At 47.3% G+C, this 20,982-nt stretch carries 22 protein-coding genes; 17 read left to right on the top strand and 5 right to left on the bottom strand.

Going from position 1 to position 20,982, the window contains the following annotated elements; genetic code table 11:
• Nucleotides 1-38: 38 nt before the first annotated feature.
• From KNO70_RS12740 to KNO70_RS12710, 7 genes are all read left to right on the top strand, one after another.
• A complete protein-coding gene (locus KNO70_RS12740; RefSeq protein ID WP_214812684.1) occupies nucleotides 39-632 on the top strand; it encodes a DUF4230 domain-containing protein in 594 nt (197 codons plus the stop codon).
• A gap of 278 nt (nucleotides 633-910) precedes the next feature.
• Nucleotides 911-1,165, top strand: coding sequence for an acyl carrier protein (locus KNO70_RS12735; RefSeq protein WP_251024962.1), 255 nt, complete (start codon nucleotides 911-913; stop codon nucleotides 1,163-1,165).
• Nucleotides 1,162-2,568: an AMP-binding protein gene (locus KNO70_RS12730; protein ID WP_214812683.1), complete on the top strand. Its 1,407-nt coding sequence runs from the start codon at nucleotides 1,162-1,164 to the stop codon at nucleotides 2,566-2,568. The genes KNO70_RS12735 and KNO70_RS12730 overlap by 4 nt, the downstream gene beginning before the upstream one ends.
• Nucleotides 2,569-2,617: 49 nt before the next feature.
• Entirely contained in the window at nucleotides 2,618-4,069 is a 1,452-nt protein-coding gene (locus tag KNO70_RS12725) for an MBOAT family O-acyltransferase (protein ID WP_214812682.1), read from the top strand.
• A 21-nt stretch (nucleotides 4,070-4,090) separates the two neighbouring features.
• On the top strand, nucleotides 4,091-4,996 hold the full coding sequence (locus KNO70_RS12720; RefSeq protein WP_214812681.1) for a hypothetical protein: 906 nt from the start codon (nucleotides 4,091-4,093) through the stop codon (nucleotides 4,994-4,996).
• 71 nt (nucleotides 4,997-5,067) lie between these two features.
• On the top strand, nucleotides 5,068-5,790 hold the full coding sequence (locus tag KNO70_RS12715; RefSeq protein WP_214684926.1) for an alpha/beta fold hydrolase: 723 nt from the start codon (nucleotides 5,068-5,070) through the stop codon (nucleotides 5,788-5,790).
• A gap of 32 nt (nucleotides 5,791-5,822) precedes the next feature.
• A complete protein-coding gene (locus KNO70_RS12710) occupies nucleotides 5,823-6,317 on the top strand; it encodes a peptide-methionine (S)-S-oxide reductase (RefSeq protein ID WP_214685172.1) in 495 nt (164 codons plus the stop codon).
• Between the two features lie 19 nt (nucleotides 6,318-6,336).
• On the opposite strand, the gene KNO70_RS12705 is transcribed toward KNO70_RS12710, so the two are convergent.
• On the bottom strand, nucleotides 6,337-6,579 hold the full coding sequence (locus tag KNO70_RS12705; protein WP_031424128.1) for a hypothetical protein: 243 nt from the start codon (nucleotides 6,577-6,579) through the stop codon (nucleotides 6,337-6,339).
• A gap of 20 nt (nucleotides 6,580-6,599) precedes the next feature.
• Nucleotides 6,600-7,232 (bottom strand): HNH endonuclease family protein, encoded by a 633-nt coding sequence (locus KNO70_RS12700; RefSeq protein ID WP_214812680.1) that lies wholly within the window; start codon nucleotides 7,230-7,232, stop codon nucleotides 6,600-6,602.
• A 281-nt stretch (nucleotides 7,233-7,513) separates the two neighbouring features.
• Between KNO70_RS12700 and KNO70_RS12695 the strand changes: the two genes are divergently transcribed.
• The gene (locus KNO70_RS12695) at nucleotides 7,514-8,707 is read left to right on the top strand and encodes a DUF4317 domain-containing protein (protein WP_078147878.1); all 1,194 of its coding nucleotides are present in this window, start codon (nucleotides 7,514-7,516) and stop codon (nucleotides 8,705-8,707) included.
• A gap of 240 nt (nucleotides 8,708-8,947) precedes the next feature.
• Here KNO70_RS12695 and KNO70_RS12690 read toward each other — a convergent pair whose 3' ends face one another.
• Nucleotides 8,948-10,393 (bottom strand): DEAD/DEAH box helicase, encoded by a 1,446-nt coding sequence (locus KNO70_RS12690; RefSeq protein ID WP_214812679.1) that lies wholly within the window; start codon nucleotides 10,391-10,393, stop codon nucleotides 8,948-8,950.
• A 117-nt stretch (nucleotides 10,394-10,510) separates the two neighbouring features.
• On the bottom strand, nucleotides 10,511-11,284 hold the full coding sequence (locus KNO70_RS12685; protein ID WP_214684928.1) for an aminoglycoside 6-adenylyltransferase: 774 nt from the start codon (nucleotides 11,282-11,284) through the stop codon (nucleotides 10,511-10,513).
• A 94-nt stretch (nucleotides 11,285-11,378) separates the two neighbouring features.
• On the opposite strand from KNO70_RS12685, the gene KNO70_RS12680 reads away from it, so the two are divergent.
• The 5 genes from KNO70_RS12680 (at nucleotide 11,379) to KNO70_RS12660 (ending at nucleotide 18,016) form a co-directional block, all read left to right on the top strand.
• On the top strand, nucleotides 11,379-12,452 hold the full coding sequence (locus KNO70_RS12680) for an alpha/beta hydrolase (protein WP_214684929.1): 1,074 nt from the start codon (nucleotides 11,379-11,381) through the stop codon (nucleotides 12,450-12,452).
• Nucleotides 12,449-15,223 carry a glycoside hydrolase family 3 protein gene (locus KNO70_RS12675; RefSeq protein WP_214812678.1) on the top strand — a complete coding sequence of 925 codons (2,775 nt, stop codon included), beginning with the start codon at nucleotides 12,449-12,451 and terminating at the stop codon, nucleotides 15,221-15,223. Before KNO70_RS12680 ends, KNO70_RS12675 begins: the two co-directional genes overlap by 4 nt.
• Before the next feature lie 246 nt (nucleotides 15,224-15,469).
• On the top strand, nucleotides 15,470-15,736 hold the full coding sequence (locus tag KNO70_RS12670; protein WP_078145985.1) for a CD3324 family protein: 267 nt from the start codon (nucleotides 15,470-15,472) through the stop codon (nucleotides 15,734-15,736).
• A 121-nt stretch (nucleotides 15,737-15,857) separates the two neighbouring features.
• A complete protein-coding gene (locus KNO70_RS12665) occupies nucleotides 15,858-16,508 on the top strand; it encodes a FusB/FusC family EF-G-binding protein (RefSeq protein WP_214812677.1) in 651 nt (216 codons plus the stop codon).
• Between the two features lie 137 nt (nucleotides 16,509-16,645).
• Nucleotides 16,646-18,016 carry an alkaline phosphatase gene (locus tag KNO70_RS12660; protein WP_214812676.1) on the top strand — a complete coding sequence of 457 codons (1,371 nt, stop codon included), beginning with the start codon at nucleotides 16,646-16,648 and terminating at the stop codon, nucleotides 18,014-18,016.
• Between the two features lie 51 nt (nucleotides 18,017-18,067).
• Here KNO70_RS12660 and KNO70_RS12655 read toward each other — a convergent pair whose 3' ends face one another.
• Complete coding sequence (locus KNO70_RS12655; RefSeq protein ID WP_251030120.1) at nucleotides 18,068-18,511, bottom strand: hypothetical protein; 444 nt, start codon at nucleotides 18,509-18,511, stop codon at nucleotides 18,068-18,070.
• A 146-nt stretch (nucleotides 18,512-18,657) separates the two neighbouring features.
• Here KNO70_RS12655 and KNO70_RS12650 point away from each other — a divergent pair, with 146 nt between their 5' ends.
• The 4 genes from KNO70_RS12650 (at nucleotide 18,658) to KNO70_RS12635 (ending at nucleotide 20,979) form a co-directional block, all read left to right on the top strand.
• Nucleotides 18,658-19,323, top strand: a complete 666-nt coding sequence (locus KNO70_RS12650) for an HAD hydrolase-like protein (protein WP_214812674.1) — start codon at nucleotides 18,658-18,660, stop codon at nucleotides 19,321-19,323.
• A 61-nt stretch (nucleotides 19,324-19,384) separates the two neighbouring features.
• On the top strand, nucleotides 19,385-19,879 hold the full coding sequence (locus tag KNO70_RS12645) for an LURP-one-related/scramblase family protein (protein ID WP_214812673.1): 495 nt from the start codon (nucleotides 19,385-19,387) through the stop codon (nucleotides 19,877-19,879).
• Nucleotides 19,880-19,892: 13 nt separating this feature from the next.
• Nucleotides 19,893-20,435, top strand: coding sequence for an NUDIX hydrolase (locus tag KNO70_RS12640; RefSeq protein ID WP_214684936.1), 543 nt, complete (start codon nucleotides 19,893-19,895; stop codon nucleotides 20,433-20,435).
• Nucleotides 20,410-20,979 (top strand): DUF1349 domain-containing protein, encoded by a 570-nt coding sequence (locus KNO70_RS12635; protein ID WP_214812672.1) that lies wholly within the window; start codon nucleotides 20,410-20,412, stop codon nucleotides 20,977-20,979. The genes KNO70_RS12640 and KNO70_RS12635 overlap by 26 nt, the downstream gene beginning before the upstream one ends.
• Nucleotides 20,980-20,982 lie beyond the last annotated feature (3 nt).

The raw sequence follows: 20,982 nt of genomic DNA, 5'->3' as shown, positions 1-20,982 counted from the left end.
TTTAGAAGGTACTTGAATACATTAAAAGGAGATCGAATATGAAAAGAATGATTGGAAGAGTTTCATTTGTTTTACTCACGCTCATCTTGATTGGTGTCATTGCGATTGTAGTGATTAAGCCGAGTGTATTTTCAACTAATCAACAGGCTGATGTATCGCTCGTCAAAGATCGACTCGTCGAATTAACGGAGTTGGCAACGTTAAAGTATGAATACAGCAATGTTATTGTCAGTCGAAACAGCACGAAAGTTCCTTTGGTTGAAATCAAAATAGCCGAAGCAATCAAGCTGATTGAATACTCAGGATACCTCAAAGCAGGTACGGATCTCTCTAACATGGAGGTCTCATACAATGACACGACTGAGCAATTGAACGTCACTGTACCGCACTCAACCATTTTAGACAATGTAGCGAACACAGATGATGCGAAAGTGACAGATGTAAAAGGGACACTTTTTTCTGACTATCCCTCGCAATTGATTTTTGATGAAATCAATAAAGAGAAGGCAAAAATGGAAAAGACTAAGATTGAGCAAGGGTTGTTGATAGAGGCAGACGAGCGCATTGAAGCGTTCTTGACAGAGTTTTTAAAGAATAGCGGTTATGAATCGGTGGCAATCGAGTTCAAATAATCGTTGTGTCATTATGACCTGATAGGTTGAGGAAATCGTGCCAGAAGTCTACGAGGCAAAACCACTCGACTTACAACTCGAATATGTTTTATCATCTCCTAAGACTGCATCATAACGATGTGGTCTTTTTCATGCAAAAAATCGCTCAACTTCAAGCTTTATCTCCTATGAAGAATTGAGGATTTCGAAAAATTGTGATAGAATCACAAGGCAAATGATTATCATTATCAGTTGGTAAGAACAGATGGAATCGAATAAGTTTCAGGGAATGTGAAAGGATGAATACAATGAGCACGCTTGAAGCATATAACATGGCATTTCGAAATGGATTGGAACTAGAGGACGATGTGGTCCTTGAAGAGATGAAGCTTGGGGAATCAACGGAGTGGGATTCGATTGGACATATGACCCTCATCGCCGAAATCGAGGATGCGTTTGACGTCTATATCGACTCGGATGAAATGACAGAGTTCCATTCGTATCAGTCTGGCATCGCGTTACTGCAGCGCCTCGGTGTGGACATCCAGTCATGACGCTTTTTCAAACACTCGAGCAGTACATGGATCGTGAGGCGGTCTATGCGGACCGCTCTTATTCATATAGAGAGATGTTGGAAGTCGGGAACTCGATTTGTCAGGAGGTCGGCGAACGGTCGCTCGTCTTCTGCTTATGTGCTAACCGAGTCGAGTCGCTCTTCGCATATATCGGCTTTCTCCGTGGACGGGTCGTCCCGGTATTGCTCGATGCAGATATTCCAGTAGAACAATTACAGAAGTTGATGGAACGGTATCAACCGACGCACGTCTGGGCTCCTGAGACGAGGGAGGATTTGGCGAACTCGTTGGATGCCTTCTATGGCTATGGTGGCTACGCCTTATTTGAAACCGAAACATCGGTTCGCCACCAACTTCATGAGGAGCTGGCCCTTTTGTTGACGACATCAGGTAGTACTGGAAGTCCGAAACTTGTTCGCCTCACATACAAAAATCTGATGGCGAACGCTTCATCGATCATCGACTATCTCGACATCGATCAGACGGATAAACCAATCACGACCCTTCCGATGAACTATTCGTATGGACTCTCCATCATCAACAGTCATCTGTTGAAAGGGGCGACCCTCATCCTGACAGACCGCTCGATCGTTCAAAAGGAGTTTTGGGAGCTGTGTCGTGCCGAGCAGGCGACGACGTTTGGTGGGGTCCCGTTTCATTACGAGATGTTGAAACGATTGAAGTTTGAGACGTACGACCTCCCAAGTCTGAAGAAGTTGACGCAAGCGGGTGGCAAGTTGGACCCGGCACTTGCGCAGCACTTCGCAACGGTATGTGAAGAGAAAGGGATTCAATTTTTCATCATGTACGGTCAGACGGAGGCGACGGCCCGGATGTCGTATTTACCGGATCAGATGCATGCGAAAAAAGAAGGAAGCATCGGAATTGCCATTCCTGGTGGAACGCTCACGTTGTGTGACGAAGCCGGAAATGACATCAAAGAGGCGAACGTGACAGGCGAGTTGGTATATCAAGGCGACAACGTGTCGTTTGGGTATGCGACCTCGTTAGCGGACCTTTCAAAAGGTGACGACAATCACGGTGTTTTACGAACAGGTGACATGGCGTATCGCGACGAGGATGGATATTTCTTCATCGTCGGCCGAATCAAACGCATGATCAAACTGTATGGCAGTCGAATCAGCTTAGACGAAGTCGAGGCGCTCCTTCGAGAGCGTGGACATGATTGCGTCTGTGCCGGGGAAGACGACCAGCTATACGTGTATACGTTACAAGATGACGTCGCACGCATTCAAAAAATCATCAAAGAACAAATCAAGGTGAAAGGTGTTCGGGTGATGCAGATTGACGAGATTCCGCGGAATGCGTTCGGGAAGATTCGTTATGCTGCATTGCCGAAGCGAGAACTTGTGACCACCTGATTGTCAGGAATCGGTACATCGTCAAGTTTCATAACATCAGGTGGTAAATATGACTTTTATTTCGATTGAATTTCTCTTATTTTTAACACTCATCGTTGGAACGTACTATATGGTTCCACATCGATATCGTTGGGTGCTCCTTTTGTTGGCGAGCTATGTCTTTTACGCCACGTTGAGCGTTCAATTCATCCCGCTCCTGCTGATCAGTACCGCTTTCACCTATGTGATTGGAATTCTGATTGAGAAACAGGAGAAGAAGGAGCAGAAAAAACGGCTCATGTGGGTCGGTGTCTCGGTGCTCGTCTTCTTCCTCGGCTGGTTCAAATATTTTAATTTCGTCAATGATTCGCTCCGTTCGTTCGCCGCATGGAGCGGATTTGATTATAACGTCCCGTATAAAGAAATCGTCTTACCATTGGCGATTTCGTTCTATACATTCCAGGCCATCAGTTACGTCGTGGACGTCTCACGAGGGAAGCAGAAGGCAGAGCGTCATTACGGTTATTTCTCGATCTATTTCGCTTTTTTCCCGCAACTCGTGGCGGGTCCGATCGAGCGGGCGAAAAAACTGTTGCCACAGTTGAAGACGGAGCAACATCTCGACTATGACAACATCAGCTATGGCATCCAGCGCATCATTTGGGGATTCTTCAAGAAGACACTGATTGCCGATCGGTTGGCCCCGATTGTTGCGAGTGTGTTCAATAGCCCGGACCCGACCGGTTCGGAGATTGTGCTCGCGACGATGTTGTTCTCGATTCAATTGTTCGCGGACTTCTCGGCATGCAGTGACATCGCAATCGGCTGTGCACGCTTACTCGGGATTCGCTTATCGGAAAACTTCAAGCAGCCGCACTTCGCCGTATCGATCGCCGACTTCTGGAACCGCTGGCATATCACGCTTTCGATGTGGCTACGGGATTATATCTTCATGCCGCTCGCGAAAGGAAAGAAGAAGCGCGAACAGATTTATGGTGCCATCCTTGCGACGTTTTTAGTTAGTGGGATTTGGCACGGAGCCGCATGGAACTTCGTCTTATGGGGACTCATTCATGGAATCTATCGCGTGTTCGGAGACCATACGAAACAACAACGTGGAAAAATGGCGTCATGGGTCGGATTTGACCGCGCGCCGACACTGCATCGGTGGTGGAAAATCGCCATCACCTTCCAGCTCGTCTGTTTCTCACGCGTTTTCTTCCAATCGCATTCGATGGCAGAAGCGTTCTCGCATGCCAAACTATATGTGACACCGTCTTCGTGGGCACCGTCAGGCATGATGCAGGCGATTCAAATCTTCTCATTACTCGATTTGATCATCTTCCTCGTCGTTTTTGTCGTCGTTCACTTGTTCCAACATATTGAACGGTCGAATGGATCGGCTTGGGACTGGATGGCGCGTCAGTCTGCCGTGACGAGCGTGGCTATCAACTTGTTCTTGATTGTCTCGGCGTTCTTGTTTGGCGTCTCGAGCCAAGGATTTGTATACGGTGGATTCTAAGATGGGTGGAAAGGAATTAGCATGAAGCGTTTAGGAATCAAAATAGGTGTCGTATTACTCGTCATCATCGCAATCTTTATTCCCGTCAACGAGTTCGTGAAAAAGTCGTGGGAGTATAATAATAACCGGCCCGTCCTTGCCTTTAAGGAAGACCCCCACCCGGTCGACATCATCAATCTCGGGACGTCCCATGCGATGTACGGGTATTCATTCAAGTCGCTTGGGTTGTCGCATCTGGATTTGGCGTTACCAAGTCAACCGATTGAATATGACTTGAAGATGATAAAAGAATACGATGAACATCTGAAGCCAGGTGGGGTCGTGATTGTCTCGTTATCACAAATCACCTTCAGCAATTCGAACGTCGGTCGGAAAGAAAACTACTATCGCGTCTTGGAACGGGAAGACTTGGAGTCGGTCAGTTGGTTCAACTACTATACACACGAACGCTTCCCTGCATTGAACAGTGGGAGCGCCTACGCCGCCATTTCCCGGGAAATCCGAGATTTCCGCTTCGATGCGCATAAGCCATGGGAGAATGGGGGGCTGAACTATTCCGAGCGTAAGTATGAGGAAGTCGCCGCCCAATATGAGAATGCCGTGAACCATCACGAGATTGAAGAGAATATGGCATATTTACAAGACATCATCGATTATTGCAAGAAGCAAGGCTATCGCGTCGTCTTAGCGATAGAGCCGGTCCATTCATCGTATTATGCGTATTTTGACGAAGCGATCATGGAACGTCTCGTGTTTCAGCACCTAGAGAAGCTGGATTTAGATGTTCCTTTCCTCAATTACATGGGGGATGAACGGTTCATTCACAAACAATCCTTCTTCCATAACCCGGACCATTTGAATGGGGACGGGCGAACGTTATTGTCTACGCTTGTTTATGAAGATTTGAAGCGATTGGGGTATTTATAAATTGATGGGCGGCTGTCCATCAATTTTTTTATGCTATATGATAGCTAAAAGGACGAAGTGAGGAGAAAGCCATGATCCACCAGCAAATGGTACAAATTCAGGACTGTGTGTTATATGCAGAGTATATTCAACACCATTCAAAGCAAGTGACAATCATTATGGATGCAGGATATGGCGATGATTCTACGACTTGGAGACAGGTGGCGGATGAAGTGTCGAGCTATGCCAATGTCCTTCTTTATGACAGGGCAGGTCTAGGCAAAAGCGGGACTAGTATGAATCAAAGAACAAGTAAGGAGATGGTTCGAGAGTTGCACCAACTGATCAAACAGTTGGATATAGCATCTCCGTTCATTTTAGTCGGTCATTCGTTCGGAGGCATCAACATGCAATTGTTCGCATCTGAATATCCAAATGAGGTGACGGGTCTTGTGCTAGTAGACACGACACCAAGTGATTATCGTGAACGATTTCTTCCGACCATGTCACAAGAGTTTCAAAACGCATATCATAAACAGTTTCTACGAGAAGGAAACTATGCTGATTTTATAGAAAGTTTGCACCAAGTGAAACGAGCAAATTTTAATCTTTCAATCCCGACAATTATCATATCAGCAGGAAAGAAAGACTTTTATTCCACAGAAAATCAGAGGCTATGGAATGTCTTACAAAAAGAAATGACGGGAATATCTTCAAATGCCTCATTTGTAATTGCGGAGCAGAGCGCACATTATATCCAAAGAGATGAGCCACACTTGATTGTAGAAGCAATTCAAGAGTTACTAAAGGAGTGATACATAAACGGATAAGATGAGGAGTGATTCCAATCGAAACAATCTATTTAGCCGGAGGATGTCTATGGGGCGTCCAGGCATTCGTGAAGACGTTACCCGGCGTCCTCTCGACCGAAGCAGGTCGGGCAAATGGGACGACGGACACGTTGGATGGGGAATATGACGGATATGCGGAATGTGTCAAAACGACTTTCGATCCGGACGTGGTGACGGTCAATGATTTGATGGGCTATTTATTTGAAATCATCGACCCATACAGCATCAATCAACAAGGAATCGATGTCGGCGAGAAGTATCGGACGGGTGTCTACAGTGAGGAGTCACGACACTTGATGGAGGCGCAAGCGTTTATTGATCGACGATCGGATGCGGATCGAATTGCTGTTGAAGTGAAGCCGCTCACGAACTATGCGCGAAGTGCGGACGAGCATCAGGACCGCCTGACACGTTGCCCGGAAGATTATTGTCATATACCGAAAGACTTGTTAACGAAATATCGGAAAGACGAAGCATCGCCAACCCCTTAATCCGGAGTTGGCGATGTTTTTAAGTCCGTTCGAGAACATTCACGAGCATCTGATGGATGACAGTATGATCGTTCGGGTCATGAAGCTGATAGGGACTGCCGGGGAGCGTATATACATCTTTCGCTCCGACGTACGTGATGTGGAGTGTCAAGGAACCATCTTCCTGACACGCCGTCGTCAGTTCCAACTCACCACTGATGACACCGACTTCTTCCGTCATGACACCGTGGGTTGCCTTAAAGATCGAAGTGATTTCGTTCATTCGAAGACTCCTTTTCTCACTCAGTAACTGCAAGCATTGATGGCTGTCGTGAGTGCTGACTTCTCTGCTGATTGAAGGCTCAAGCCCCAACGACTCTTCGTCTCGACCCACATCTTCGCATACGCACAGCGAGCGCCGGTGCGAGGGGGTTGCCATGTCGACGGATCTTGGTCTCCTTTTGAGCGGTTCGATGAAGCGGACACCGCAATCAATTGAGGACCGTTCAAGTCGTTCGCAAAGCTTTGACGTTTTGTCGTCGTCCAGCTGCTTGCGCCAGAGCGCCATGCTTCAGCGAGCGGAACGACGTGGTCGATATCAATGTCAGAGGCTGAGGTGAACGTGATTCCGTCATAGTAACTGTACCATGAGCCAGTCGCAACCGGACATTCGTCGACGACCGAGTCAGCGTCTCGTTTCAAGACGATGTGACGCGTGTTACAACCGCTTCCTTGACTCGACCAGTGCGGGAAGAGGTCACGACTATACCCCGTCATCGACCCTTCATTTTTGACAGTGAGGGCATTCAGTTTCGTGAGCGCGTCCGCTTTCGATGGGATGTTCGGTGGGAAAGCAGAGACTGGTGTAGCGTCAAACGATGCGGAGATCCAGACGAGCAAGGTGACAAGTGCGACAGACATGAGTTTCTTTAACATAAAAAGCCTCCTACTATGTATTTGGAATGAACACTTGTCGAAGCAAGTGGGCAACCTTTCATCAAACAACTAGTGAGACAAACATCACGCGATAAATTCAACTTGATCATACACAGGACGATTTTGAAAAAGTGTGAAAATCTGCAAAATGATTAGAAAGACTATCGCAAATCCTTCTCTAGCATTAATGGACAATCCGGTGTTATTTCTTTGGAACTAGTGAGCGATCAGGACTGGTATAATGGGTGACATGGATGGAGAGAAAAGAAGAGGTGGATGGAATGAACAAGAAAGAGATTGCGGCGATTCGCCGACAGTTTAAAGTAAATGCGACAAAGCTAAAGATTGCTGACTTATATACGATTTACATCCGACAGGAAACGAATGAGATTTATTACGAAGAGTTGCGTCCGTTCCCATTCTTAGAAGAAGAGCAGCAGGAGCTGTTTTTGACGAACTTCAAAAAAGTGCTCGGTGGAAAACTTGATGAAAAACTGTTCGAAGTGAAGTTCCAATATCCTGAGGAAGGTCAAGTCGACCATACGCAAGGCTTGCTGTATGAAGGACTTCGTACGGAAGAGACCGACGTCTGGACGGACTATATGCAACGCATCGCGTTGAAGATGGTGAAAGACACGCCGTTTGAGAAGGATATGGTCGTGACGTTCATCCGGGGGAATTATAATAAGCCGACGAACCGGTACTCGGAAGAGTCTGAGATTCACGCGAACGATGAGGTGTATACGACGAAGTTCATCCTCGGCAGCATCAGCCCGACAGAGCTTCCGAAAAAATCACTCGTCTTTGACTTCGTCGAGCGGGAGTTCAAAGCCAGCTTGATTGTGAATCCGATCATCAAACTCGAGGCGCCGATCGGCGGATTCTTATTCCCGTGCTTCACGGACAACGCGGCCGATGTGAACCATGTGCTTTATTCGGCAAACAAAGCGCATCAACCGGATATGACGTTCATTGAGAACGTGTTGAACGGTTCGGAGATTGTCACGGCAGTGGAAGAGAAGGCGGTCTTCGAAGAAGTGGTCAAAGCGGTCATCGGAGAAGAAGTCAATTCCCGGACTCTCGCGACCGTTTATGATGAGATCAATCAAATCATTGTCGCCGAAGAAGAGAACGAACAGGAAGAAGAGAGAGTAGCGATGCTCGACTCCCGTGCCGTCGAGGTCGTCTTACGGGCGAGTGGTGTGGAAGATGTGACGACGGAGAAAGTCGAGCAGGCGTTCAAGCAAGTCGTCGACGATACGAAATATGAGATGAAAGCGACGAGTGTCGTTCCGAAGTATACGTCAAAGTCGATTAAAATCAATACGAAAGTGGCCAATATTTCCGTCAGTCCACAAGACTTGAAATACGTGAAGCAAGTGAACTATAAGGGGAAACCGTGCTTGTTGATTGAAGTGGAAGAGGAGACGGAGATTGAAGGGTTCAAACTCATCTCGGAAGAGTCGTTAGACTAATCGAGCATGTTGCAGTGTTCATAAGTGAACGTTCAAGCTAAGAGTCCAAGATGTAAACCTTGGGCTCTTTTTTGACAATCAAGTGAGGAAGGTTGAATTTAAACTTTGATACAGGTATGATTCAGGTGAAAACGTTTTCTAAAAACTATATTTTTTTAGTGTTTATCGAAAGCGCTTTCGGAATTTATGGAACAACAAAAAACCTCAAAGACGAATATCATCTTTGAGGCTAGAGTTGTATTATTTACGCGCTTTGCTTACTTTTAATTTCTTCCCTTTGACCGGCGTCGTCTCCATCGCTTGAAGGACGATTGAACCTTTTCCGTTCAGAATATCGACGTACGTCATCTGATCATTGATTGTGATGATTCCGATGTCGTCAGCGGATACGCCAGGGATTTTGGCGATCGTTCCGACGAAGTCGACGGCGCGAAGTTTTTTCTTCTTCCCGCCACTGAAGTGAAGCTTCATGATGTCCTGGTTAATACGAGCTGTCTTGTTGTTTCGAACGACGCGTCGTCCGCTCAACTTCTGCTCAAAGGCATCTTGGTTAGCTGCAACTTCCGCTTCTGTCGGCGCATCGATCATCGGAATCTCGAATTGAACGTATGATTCGATAGCTCCGATGAGACGTTCTTCCTGACGGGTCATGAGCGTGATTGCCGTTCCTTGTTTGCCGGCGCGTCCGGTACGACCTGTCCGGTGCACGTAACTTTCCTTTTCGACAGGAACGTCATAGTTGATGACGAGTTCGACGTTGTCGACATCGATTCCACGTGCTGCGACGTCTGTCGCCACGAGGTAGCGGAAGTTACCCATCTTGAATCCGTTCATGACGGCGAAACGGTCCTCTTGTTCGAGTCCGCCGTGAAGGCGTTCAGCCGAGTAACCGGCTTTGTCGAGTTCGGCGTACACCGTATCGACGTTCTCTTTCGTACGACAGAAAATCATACAGCTATCCGGGTTCTCGACGACCGTGATGTCTTGAAGCACAGCCAGTTTCTCGTTCCGGTGAATCGGGAGGAGACGGTGCTCGATTGTCGAAGCGGTCATGCCGGTCGATTCGATCGCGACACGTGCCGGAGCATTCATATGCTTCTGGCAGAGACGTTCGATATCTTGTGGGAATGTCGCTGAGAAGACCATTGTGACGCGGTCTTTCGGCAACTGTTGCAGAATCTTCTCAACGTCGGCGAGGAAACCTCGATTGAGCATCTCGTCCGCTTCATCGATGATCAAGTATTCGACGCGGTCGAGTGAGAGGGTCTCACGCTCGATATGGTCCATGACGCGACCTGGCGTACCGACGACAATATGTGTCTTTTGTTTCAACTCTTCACGTTGTTTCGAAAACGGTTCTTTCCCGTAGACGGCAGTCGCTTTGATTCGTTTGAAACGTCCGATGTTCGTCATGTCTTCCCGTACTTGGACAGCGAGTTCGCGTGTCGGTGTCAAAACGAGCACTTGGGGTTTGTTTTCGACCCAGTCGATGAGCTCGATGACCGGAATTCCGAAAGCAGCTGTCTTTCCGCTTCCGGTCTGTGCTTTGACGATCAAGTCTTCGCGCTCGAGCGCGCGCGGGATGACCTGCTGTTGTACTTCAGTCGGTGATTCGTATTTCATAATGCCTAGCGCGCGCGTGATCTCGTCGCTCAGGCGATAATCAGTAAATTGTTGTTTGTTCATGGGTAACCTCATTCTTTCGTGAAAACTTCTGCTTCAGAAAATTTCAATGTCTATTTGCAATACCCCTCATTATACATGAAAGCGAGTCAGAAGTCGTTCGAAGGTCAATATTCATTTTTACAAGGTGAATGAATAGAGTAGTGTTTCATCTTTTAAGAATTGTGGGTGATCTTGCATAGACTGAAGAAACAGTATCTGAATTTTTTCGCGTGATGCTCGGATGCTCGTGATATCGATTGTATGAGGGAACGTATCTAGATAACTCTGAACAAATAAAGATTGCAACGTATGGTATGCCTTAAATTGATGAGCTTTCTTTTCTTCTTTCAATGTCTGCACGAGGAGTGTCAGGGACCTTAACTCTTCAAGCATATTGAGCGCATAAATGAAGTTGTTTCGTTTTAGTTCTTTTTCTAGTGCGTGACTCAGATAGAAAAATTCAAATGAGGGATCTATATGGAATCGGTAAGGCGTTTCTTGATTTTGAAAAAGCTCATCCTCTTTTGTCATTTTTGCTAAAACTCTATCATCTTTGTCTAATATGACTCGCCATAAAGGAGAGCGAACCGTTAACTTTTCCAAAGGGACAATCGAAACATTGAACTCAAGCCCGTTTTTAAGAATAACGATGAGCAGAAAAATATCAGACGAGAATTTTTTCTCTTTTACTATGATGTGATCAAGTGTTGAAAAATATGTAGCCAGTTCTTCTTTTACATCAGTTGAGCTAACGTGTAGGGAACTAGCAACCATCAAATCGATATCCGAGTAAATATCTTGGTATCCATTCACACCAGAACCTAGCTGAACCACGCCCTCTACATTAACGTTGTTTTGTAACTCTTGAATAAATTGAGTCAAATGTCTATCCCGAGTTTCTGCGCTATACATATAGATTCTCCTTTTTTAAAGATTAGTACCGTATTCTACCAGGTGAAGCAAATTCCTTTTTTGATTGATTGTTTTTACGAAGGAGTGAAGTGAAATGAGTCTCTACGCACAATGGATGGAATCACTAAAGTCTACAAATCATGTTGTCGTTTCGAACCACCTCGAAACCATCATCAAGCCCATACCGGATTCAGACCGTACCGGCGACCTTGACCCACGTGTCTTTGCGACGTTGACCGCAAATCATTCTTCACACGATGAACCGGATACAGCATTTGACCTCGAGGTGGCACGTGCCAGCATGGGGTGGCCGAACCGGGATCAGACGACGACTGATATCAAAACCGAGTATCTCATGATTCCTAGTGAGGATGGTGACATCCCGGTTCGTCTGTATCGTCCGCATCATACTGAAGCCATCCCAGCCATCCTCTTCTTCCATGGTGGCGGTTTCTTCGGCGGAACGCTTGATACGGTCGAGAATCCTTGTAAATTGCTTTCGGAACGGGCGAACGCGGTCGTCATCTCCGTCGATTATCGTCTTGCCCCGGAGCATCCGTTCCCGGCCGGATTGAATGACTGTTACCGCGCCTTTGAATGGGTACACGCACATGCGAATGAGTTGAACATCCTGAAAGACCGAATCGGCGTCGCCGGAGACAGTGCCGGAGGAAATTTGGCGACGGCTTGCTGTCTGATGGAACAAGAACGAGGGGAGGGGCGCATTTGTTATCAAGCACTCGTCTATCCTGTCGTCAATCTGGGATCGATTCCGACAGATGATTTTAAATGGGCGCTCGATGCGTACGATATCTCACACCATCACGATCTGATTCGAGGTGTCGTGCTCGCCCTCGCCGACACGGATTCGCTATTAAATGACCTCTATCTTCAAGGGGAGGTGGATGTCACGCATCCCCTCGTATCTCCATTATTCGCAGACGATCTCTCGAGTTTACCACCGACTTTGATTGTGACGGCCGAGTACGATTACTTACGACTCGAAGGGGAGGCGTATGCGCGGAAACTGGCACGAGCGGGTGTCCCGACACGCCTCATTCAATATCGTGGGATGGACCATGCCTTCATGGACAAGTTGGGAGACTATCCACAGGCAGACGATTGTATGAATGAAATCGCAAAAGGACTAAAGGAGCTGACGAAATGAAACAGTATACATTGGATTGGACGCGTTATGAGGAATTGGCACGTCAAGCGGTCGCGGAAGGCGTCGTATCAGTTAAAAACGAACAGAAGACCCTTCCGTTACAGCCTGAAACGAAGCTAGCCGTATTTGGTCGTAGCCAGTTCCATTACTATAAGAGCGGTACGGGATCCGGTGGGATGGTGAACGTCGGGCACGTCACGACACCGCTTGAGGCACTACGCGAGCGCCCAGACATTCACATCAATGAATCGCTCTATACGACGTATGAGGAATGGGTGAAGGAGAATCCGTTCGACCAAGGTGTCGGTTGGGCCGGTGAACCGTGGTCGCAACAAGAGATGGACGTAACGGACGAGCTCGTCGAACAGGCGGCACAAGAATCGGATGTCGCCCTCATCATGATTGGACGTACGGCAGGAGAAGACCGTGACAACACGGCCGATCCGGGTAGTTACTTATTGACGGATATCGAACACGCGATGATCGAGCGCGTGACGAAACGCTTCGACAAGACGGTCGTCGTGTTGAACGTTGGGAACATCATCGACATGAAGTGGGCGAAGGAGCCGAGTGCCATCCTCTATGCATGGCAAGGTGGGATGGAAGGTGGAAAAGGACTCGTCGACGTGCTCGTCGGAGACGTGAGTCCTTCCGGGAAACTGACGGATACGATTGCCCGATCCATCGAGGATTATCCGTCGACGAAGAACTTCGGTCACGCGGATAAAGGAATTTATCAGGAAGATATCTATGTCGGTTACCGCTACTTCGAGACGTTCGCGAAAGATGACGTTTTATACCCGTTCGGATTCGGACTGTCTTACACGACGTTCAATACGGAAGTGAAGCGTACGGCAGAGGTAGATGGCGTTTTAACGGTTGAGGTGGAAGTGACGAACACGGGTGAGTGTGACGGGAAAGAAGTCGTCCAACTCTACGTCGAGAAACCGCAAGGGAAGCTTGGGAATCCGCTCCGGTCATTGGTGGCGTTCGAGAAAACCTTGCTTCTTGAACCGGGTGAACAACAAACGCTTTCGTTCAACGTCCACATGACTGACTTTGCGAGCTACGACGACTCTGGCTTGACGGGTCATGAATCGAGCTTCGTTCTAGAAACAGGGACATATCGCTTATATGCCGGAACGGATGTGCGTTCGGCTACACTCGCTTTCGAAGTCGAGCAGCAGGAGCAACGTGTCCTCGAGACGTTAAGCGAAAATATGGCGCCTGTCCTCCCGTTCGAACGGATGAAACCAATTCAAGGTGAACAGGGATTTGAAGTGGGCTACGAGGCGACGCCGCTTCGCGCCGTTGACGTCGAGACACGTTATTTGGAAGAACGCCCTGAGACTAGAGTGTTCACGGGTGACCAAGGTATCAAATTGAGCGATGTGTATCATGGAAAGGCGTCACTTGACACATTCTTAGATCAATTGACAGATGAGGATTTGGCGACAATCGTTCGCGGACAAGGGATGAACTCACCGCGTGTCACGCCGGGGACGGCAGCGGCGTTCGGTGGTGTGTCCGACCGATTGAACGAGCTTGAGATTCCAGCGGCGTGTTGTGCCGACGGTCCGTCAGGCATTCGCATGGATATCGGGACGAAGGCGTTCGCACTTCCGAACGGGACGCTTTTGGCTTCCACGTTCAACGTCGATCTCGTCGAAGACTTGTTTGAGATGACTGGGCTTGAGATGCGAAAAAACCGCGTCGACACGTTGCTCGGACCAGGAATGAACATTCACCGTAACCCGTTGAATGGTCGAAACTTCGAGTATTTCTCGGAAGATCCGCATTTGACTGGGAAGATGGCGGTCGCTCAATTGAACGGCATGCATCGTGTCGGGGTGACGGGAACGCTCAAACACTTCAGCGCCAATAACCAAGAAGCGCATCGTCACGATATCGACTCGGTCGTCTCGGAGCGGGCGTTACGCGAGATTTATTTGAAAGGGTTCGAGATGGCCGTGAAAGAAGGACGCGCATCGTCCATCATGACGACATACGGCGCGGTCAACGGGATCTGGACGGCTGGTCTATACGATCAAAATACGCGTATCTTACGTGATGAGTGGGGCTTTGAAGGCATCGTCATGACAGACTGGTGGGCAAAAGTGAACTTCCGTGAGGATGAGTCGGCCAATCGTCAAAACACAGCGGCGATGGTTCGTTCGCAAAACGACTTGTATATGGTCGTCGACCGCCCGGACCTAAACTCGTTCGAGGATAACACGATGGCATCACTCGAAGAAGGGATTGTCACACGGGGCGAGTTGTTGCGGAGCGCGCGCAATATTTGTACGTTCATCTTGAAATCACCGGCGATGGAGCGTCTTCTCGGGATTCATGACGGTTCAGTCGAGGTGCTCGGCTTTGAGGATGAGATGAATCAACAGGATACATTTGAGTTGGATTACCAACATCTCGAAAACGGGGAACATGTGGATTTGTCAGGAATCGATACCTCGACTGGAAACACACACGTCTTCGCTATCTCGGTCGACCAAACGGGGACGTATGACATCACGTTGACTGCCCGTTCGAACGCGGGAGAGTTGGCACAGATGCCGGTGACATTATTTGCGAACAATATCCCGGGTGCGACGTTCACGTTTAATGGGACGGACGGAGAATGGGTGACGCAGACGAAGCAGGTCTTCTTCTTGAACCAGCATAATTATCTCCAGCTCTATTTCGCGTTAAGTGGATTAGAAGTGAAGGACGTGTCCTTCAAGCTCGCAGATGAATTCAGTATGAAGAACGGCTGAGCCGCCCTTTTGCCGATTCATTGAATACTGTATAATCAAAAGAACGACACATCGTAAAGGAGGCGCATACCCGTGGAAAATCGGCTTCGATTTTCTAGGTCTTCACGCACTCATGCAAAGCCATTTGGACGAAAGGCGATCACTTGCATGGGGCGAAACGAATACCTTGATCGCTTGATTTTAACGTAAACCACTTGGCTTTGCTCCCTTATCGGATTGGATTCATTCAATAAGGAGCGAGGTATGATGAAGTACGTCAATGCGCAACATATCCTGCCAGAACGATTGTTGCAAGAGGTGCAACAATACGTACAAGGTGAAACGTTATATGTGCCGACCCCGACTGACACGAAACGGAAATGGGGGACGGTCAACGGTGGAAAACAATTACTTGAGGAACGAAACGAAGCCATACGCGCAGCGTTTCGGAACGGAGAGCGAATCGAAAATCTGGCCATGTCCTATCATTTGGCGACGCACACGATTCGAAAGATTGTATACCGGTCGACATGAAGGAGGTACGACTAGTTCGCTAGTCGTGCCTTTTTAGGTCGACTATATTTCTTAATCAAAGTGTACACAGTAAGGAAGCATTGTTTCCTGTAAACTGAGAATGAAGGAAGGGGGCGACAAAATGTCAGATCCATTTATTCAAAACGAACAATATAATCTCATCAAAGAACAAGTGATGCTCGTCAAAGAGAGTCGAATGCAAAGCCTGCCGCCTTCTGTCTTGCGAGCAGTCATCGACTTGGCACAATCGAAAGTGATGTATGCATTCCCTGAGGCAACGACTGAACAACTAAAGCTGTTACAGTTCACAACGCTACAGACGAACGAAGCGTTCGACGAATATATGCAACGATTACGAGAATGGGTTCAACCATTTCCCGTTATTTCTGCCGAGCAACTGAAGAGTTTGTTCCCGAAACAAAAGAAGCTTCGTTTACCGGAGTTATCCGATGTTGATTTTGGACGACTCACGTATCTAGGTTGGAACGATGGACGTTCCAATCAAAAGTTGATAATTTGCCAATACGAAGGTCAATTGATTGGCATTGCATGTAAACCGAGTACGAATACGAAGAAAAATATATGTGCCTTTTGTAATCAGTTCACGGATGTGACGTACTGCGTTACGATCACGAAAGCGAAACAAGCGAAAAATCCGGACTATTACAAAGCCATCGGCACATATATATGTGTCGACAGTAAGACGTGCAACGAACACATCACGAGCCAAGAGGCATTGCATACTTTTGTTCATACAGCGTTACGGGCCTGACGAGAGAGTCAGGCTTTTTATGTTGTTGAAATGGCGGCATTTACAAAAACCATACAGGGCTGTATTCATTCTGAAAATGTATCTTTACAAAAGTTCGTTAGGCTACAGAAGTAGAACATATTCGGGAGGGTTTACAGATGAAAAAGACAATGAAGAAGTTCGTTCCACTCGCAGTCGTGTCGACGCTTGCGCTCGGGGGAATCGTTGGTGTTCAACAACAAAACGAAGCAGAAGCAGCAAAGGATTCAAAGAATCATAAGGCGAAAAACATCATCTTTATGATCGGGGACGGGATGGGCGTGCCGTATACGACAGCACTTCGTTACATGAACGATGATGCAGAGACGGTGGAGATGGAGCCGACTGCCTTCGATCCACATTTGGTGGGCATGCAGTCGACGTATCCTGAAGACGATGCGGAGAACGTGACCGACTCGGCGGCGGCCGCAACGGCGATGAGTTCGGGTGTGAAGACATATAACAACGCGATTGCCGTTGATAATGACAAGACAGACGTGAAAACGGTACTCGAACAAGCGAAAGAGAACGGTATGTCGACAGGACTTGTCGCGACGTCAGAAATCACGCATGCGACACCGGCATCTTACGGCGCGCACGAGGAGCAACGTAAGAGTGAGAATGCGATCGCCAATGATTACTATGATGATTTGATTGATGGGGAACACAAAGTCGACGTCATGCTCGGGGGCGGAACGAAGTTCTTCGAACGCTCAGACCGGAATATCGCCAAGCAGTTCCAAAAAGACGGCTACAGTTACGTCACGTCAGCAGAAGAGATGAAGCAGGACGATAACAAACAGGTACTCGGTCTATTCGCGGAAGTCGGATTGGACAAGATGATCGACCGTGACAAGAAACAACCGAGCCTCGCGGACATGACGACGTCCGCTCTCGATCGACTGAAAGGGGACAAGGATGGATTCTTCCTCATGGTAGAAGGAAGTCAAATCGACTGGGCCGGACATGACAACGATGTCGTCGGCGCAATGAGCGAGATGAAGGATTTTGAGCAAGCGTTTGAGGTCGTTCGTGACTTCGCCAAAGAAAACGGTGAAACGTTAGTCGTTGTGACGGCGGATCACTCGACTGGCGGCATTTCAATCGGGGCGGACGGGAACTATAACTGGGATCCGACACCGATTCAAGCAGCGAAACGCACACCGGACTTCATGGCGAAAGAAATCGAAGCTGGAGCGGACGTAGAAGCTGTCTTACGTGAGAACATTGATTTGGAATTGACGTCTGAAGAAATTACTTCTGTGAAGAAAGCGGCTGAGACGAATGACGTCACGAAAATCGACAATGCCATCGAGAAAATCTTCGATCAGCGTTCGGGAACGGGCTGGACGACGGACGGTCATACGGGTGACGACGTGCCGGTATATGCGTTCGGACCACAACAAGAGAAGTTCGTCGGCATGAGTGATAACACCGATCAGGCGAAACGAATCTTCAACTTGTTGAAGAATAAAGGGAAAATCAAATAAGTAAGTGGATATGCTAAGACTACGCGGAATTCCTGCGTAGTCTTTTAATTGTTAATACATTTCTAGTGATTTGATTGTATGTTTTAGTACATCTACGTCTTCATTTTCCCAGCCCAATCGATTTACTGCATTGATAAACTGTCGTGTTGCTTTAATAAGAGCAACTTTCAGTTCTTCAATTGAAACGATACCGATTTCCGTCTTCATTTGACCATCTTTCATAAATGATAATTCGAGTTCAGACAAAGATATTTTTTTTGCTGATATAGAAAGGGGACCATCCATAAATGGAAACGAATGAATAGATTTAAGTGGAGCGTGTAAAATCGCGCGACAGTTATCGATCCACCATTTTAATATAACAGCAACGAAATCAGACCAATCGACTCCCGGGAAATAATCGTATGTATCAATGACAAAGTTGATTTCACCAATAATTTGACCGGAGTACGTTAATGAATCAAGATCAATCTCGATGGAAATTTGATGACACATCAATGTTTCACCTCGTTTGTTTGTATGTTTTGACGTTCTAATATCATTACGAACATCTTACTCGAGCAATAAGAAGTATGAAACAATGAGCCGAACTTACAGAAAGAGTCGTATGATAGACAGACAAGCCATGAAGGGGGAAGCGGATGAAACACGCAGTGATTTTTGATATGGATGGAACATTATTTCGGACAGATTTGATTTTAGAGTTAGCACTCGATGAAACGTTCGACTATTTACGAAGTGAAGAAAAATGGATAGGCCCGACACCGATTGATCAATATCGGAACATCATGGGGGTACCGTTGCCTGTTGTTTGGAACACATTGCTCCCGCAATGCGATGAGCAAACTAGAGAAGAGGTCGATGCCTATTTCTTAACACGACTCATCAAAAACATTCAAAACGGGAATGGTGCATTATATGCAGGGGTGTTCGAACTATTTGAACGATTGAATCAGCTGAATCACCCAATCTTCATTGCGAGCAATGGCTTGGTGGACTATTTACAGGCCATCGTCACGCACTATGAATTGGACCGTTGGATCACAGCAACATACAGTATTCAGCAAATCGATACGTTGGATAAAGCTGATTTAGTGGCTGAAATCGTGAATAAGTATGAACTACAGGATGGCTTCGTAGTCGGAGACAGATTATCGGATATCTCGGCTGCACGAGCGAACGGACTCATTTCGATTGGCTGTCGTTTTGATTTTGCGCAAGAAGCAGAATTGAAAGAAGCGGATTATATCGTGAATCACTTGTCGGAAGTGCTCGACATCGTTTCAAAAGAGACTGCGTTGCGATAAGTGAATCGATTTCTGGATTGGACTCGTAAGTAAAGGACTACAACAAATCGGAGGGATCATCATGCACACGCTCTACATGAAACAAAAAGTGTTCAGTCTACGCGGGCGCTTCACCATCAAGGATGCGGACGGACATGACAAATATTTCATCGAAGGTAGCTTTATGAAGTTTCCAAAATCATTTGAAATCAAAGACACGAACGGTCAGACGGTCACAACGATTACGAAAAAGACGTTCAGCTTCTTGCCGAAATTTTTTGTGGAAATGGACGGCACAGATATGATGACCATCTCGAAAGAGTTTTCATTCCTCAAACCGAAATATTCCATCGATGCAGCCGGGATTGATGTCCAAGGGGACTGGTGGGACATGGATTTTGATGTGACGAAGAACGGACATTCGATTGGAAGTGTACAAAAGAAATGGTTCTCATGGGGCGATAGTTACGAGATTCGTGTCGAAGAACCGGAAATGGAGCATTTGCTCATCTCTATCGTCGTAGCGATCGATTGCGCGAAAGCAGATCAAGCAGCGGCATCTAGCGCAGCAACCTAAAGGGGAGTATCGAATGGAATTTTGGGACGTTTATACGGTCGACCGAGAAAAGACCGGTCGTACGTGGCAACGGGGAAGTCGTTTGCCGAAAGGGGAATACCATCTTGTCATCCACGTATGTATCTTTAACGAGAAGGGCGAGATGTTGATTCAACAGCGCCAACCGTTCAAGGACGGTTGGGCCAACATGTGGGATATTACAGTCGGTGGAAGTGCCACGGTAGGAGATACGAGCCAGCAAGCGGCGATGCGGGAGCTCGAAGAGGAGATAGGGCTCAAGCTTGATCTATCTCAGACACGACCGCATCTGACAGTCAATTTTGACGAAGGATTTGACGATATCTATTTGGTCGAAATGGAAGTGGATTTGAACGAGCTGACGCTTCAAGAATCTGAAGTGCAAGCCGTGAAGTGGGCGGATGAGGCGACGATTCTGCAGATGATTCAACAGCATGAATTCATACCGTATCACACACCGATGATACCGTTACTGTTTGCCATGCGAGGTCAATGGGGAGGAATTGATCGTCATGCATACGTACAAGTGGATAAATGAACCGAATAGCGTGAACGGATTTGAACCGCTCACTTTTCGCACGCTGCCAGACACAGACTTTTGGCGAAATACACATTACGGATTTAACCGCATGACGGCGCATGCACGACTAACAGACGTCAAAACCAAACGATTCACATGTCGGGCGACAATCCAGATGGAACCGAGCCATACATATGATCAGGCCGGGATCGTCTTATATGTGAATGATGACCATTGGATCAAGACGTCTGTCGAGTACATTCCGGACGGACCGTCCCATCTTGGCGCAGTCGTCACCTCGTTTGGCTATTCGGATTGGTCGACACGTGATTTTTCAAATGACATGGTTCGCAATCCGTTGACGTTTGAAATCGTGTATACAGATGGAGATGTGGAGATTTTCTTTGAATATGGTGACGGTATGCGTGAACAGCTTCGCATCGCTCACCTTCACGATGTGTCGACGTTACGCATCGGTCCATATGCCAGTAGTCCGGATGAAAATGCGACAGGGTTTGACGTGACATTTTCAAATTGGGAACTGCGTGAAGCATCGACATGAGTC

This window comes from Exiguobacterium sp. s181 (genome assembly GCF_018617125.1).
Classification (GTDB): Bacteria; Bacillota; Bacilli; order Exiguobacteriales; family Exiguobacteriaceae; genus Exiguobacterium; species Exiguobacterium profundum.
The sequence above is the reverse complement of the archived record's forward strand: the minus strand, read 5'-3'. Positions and strand labels throughout refer to the sequence as shown.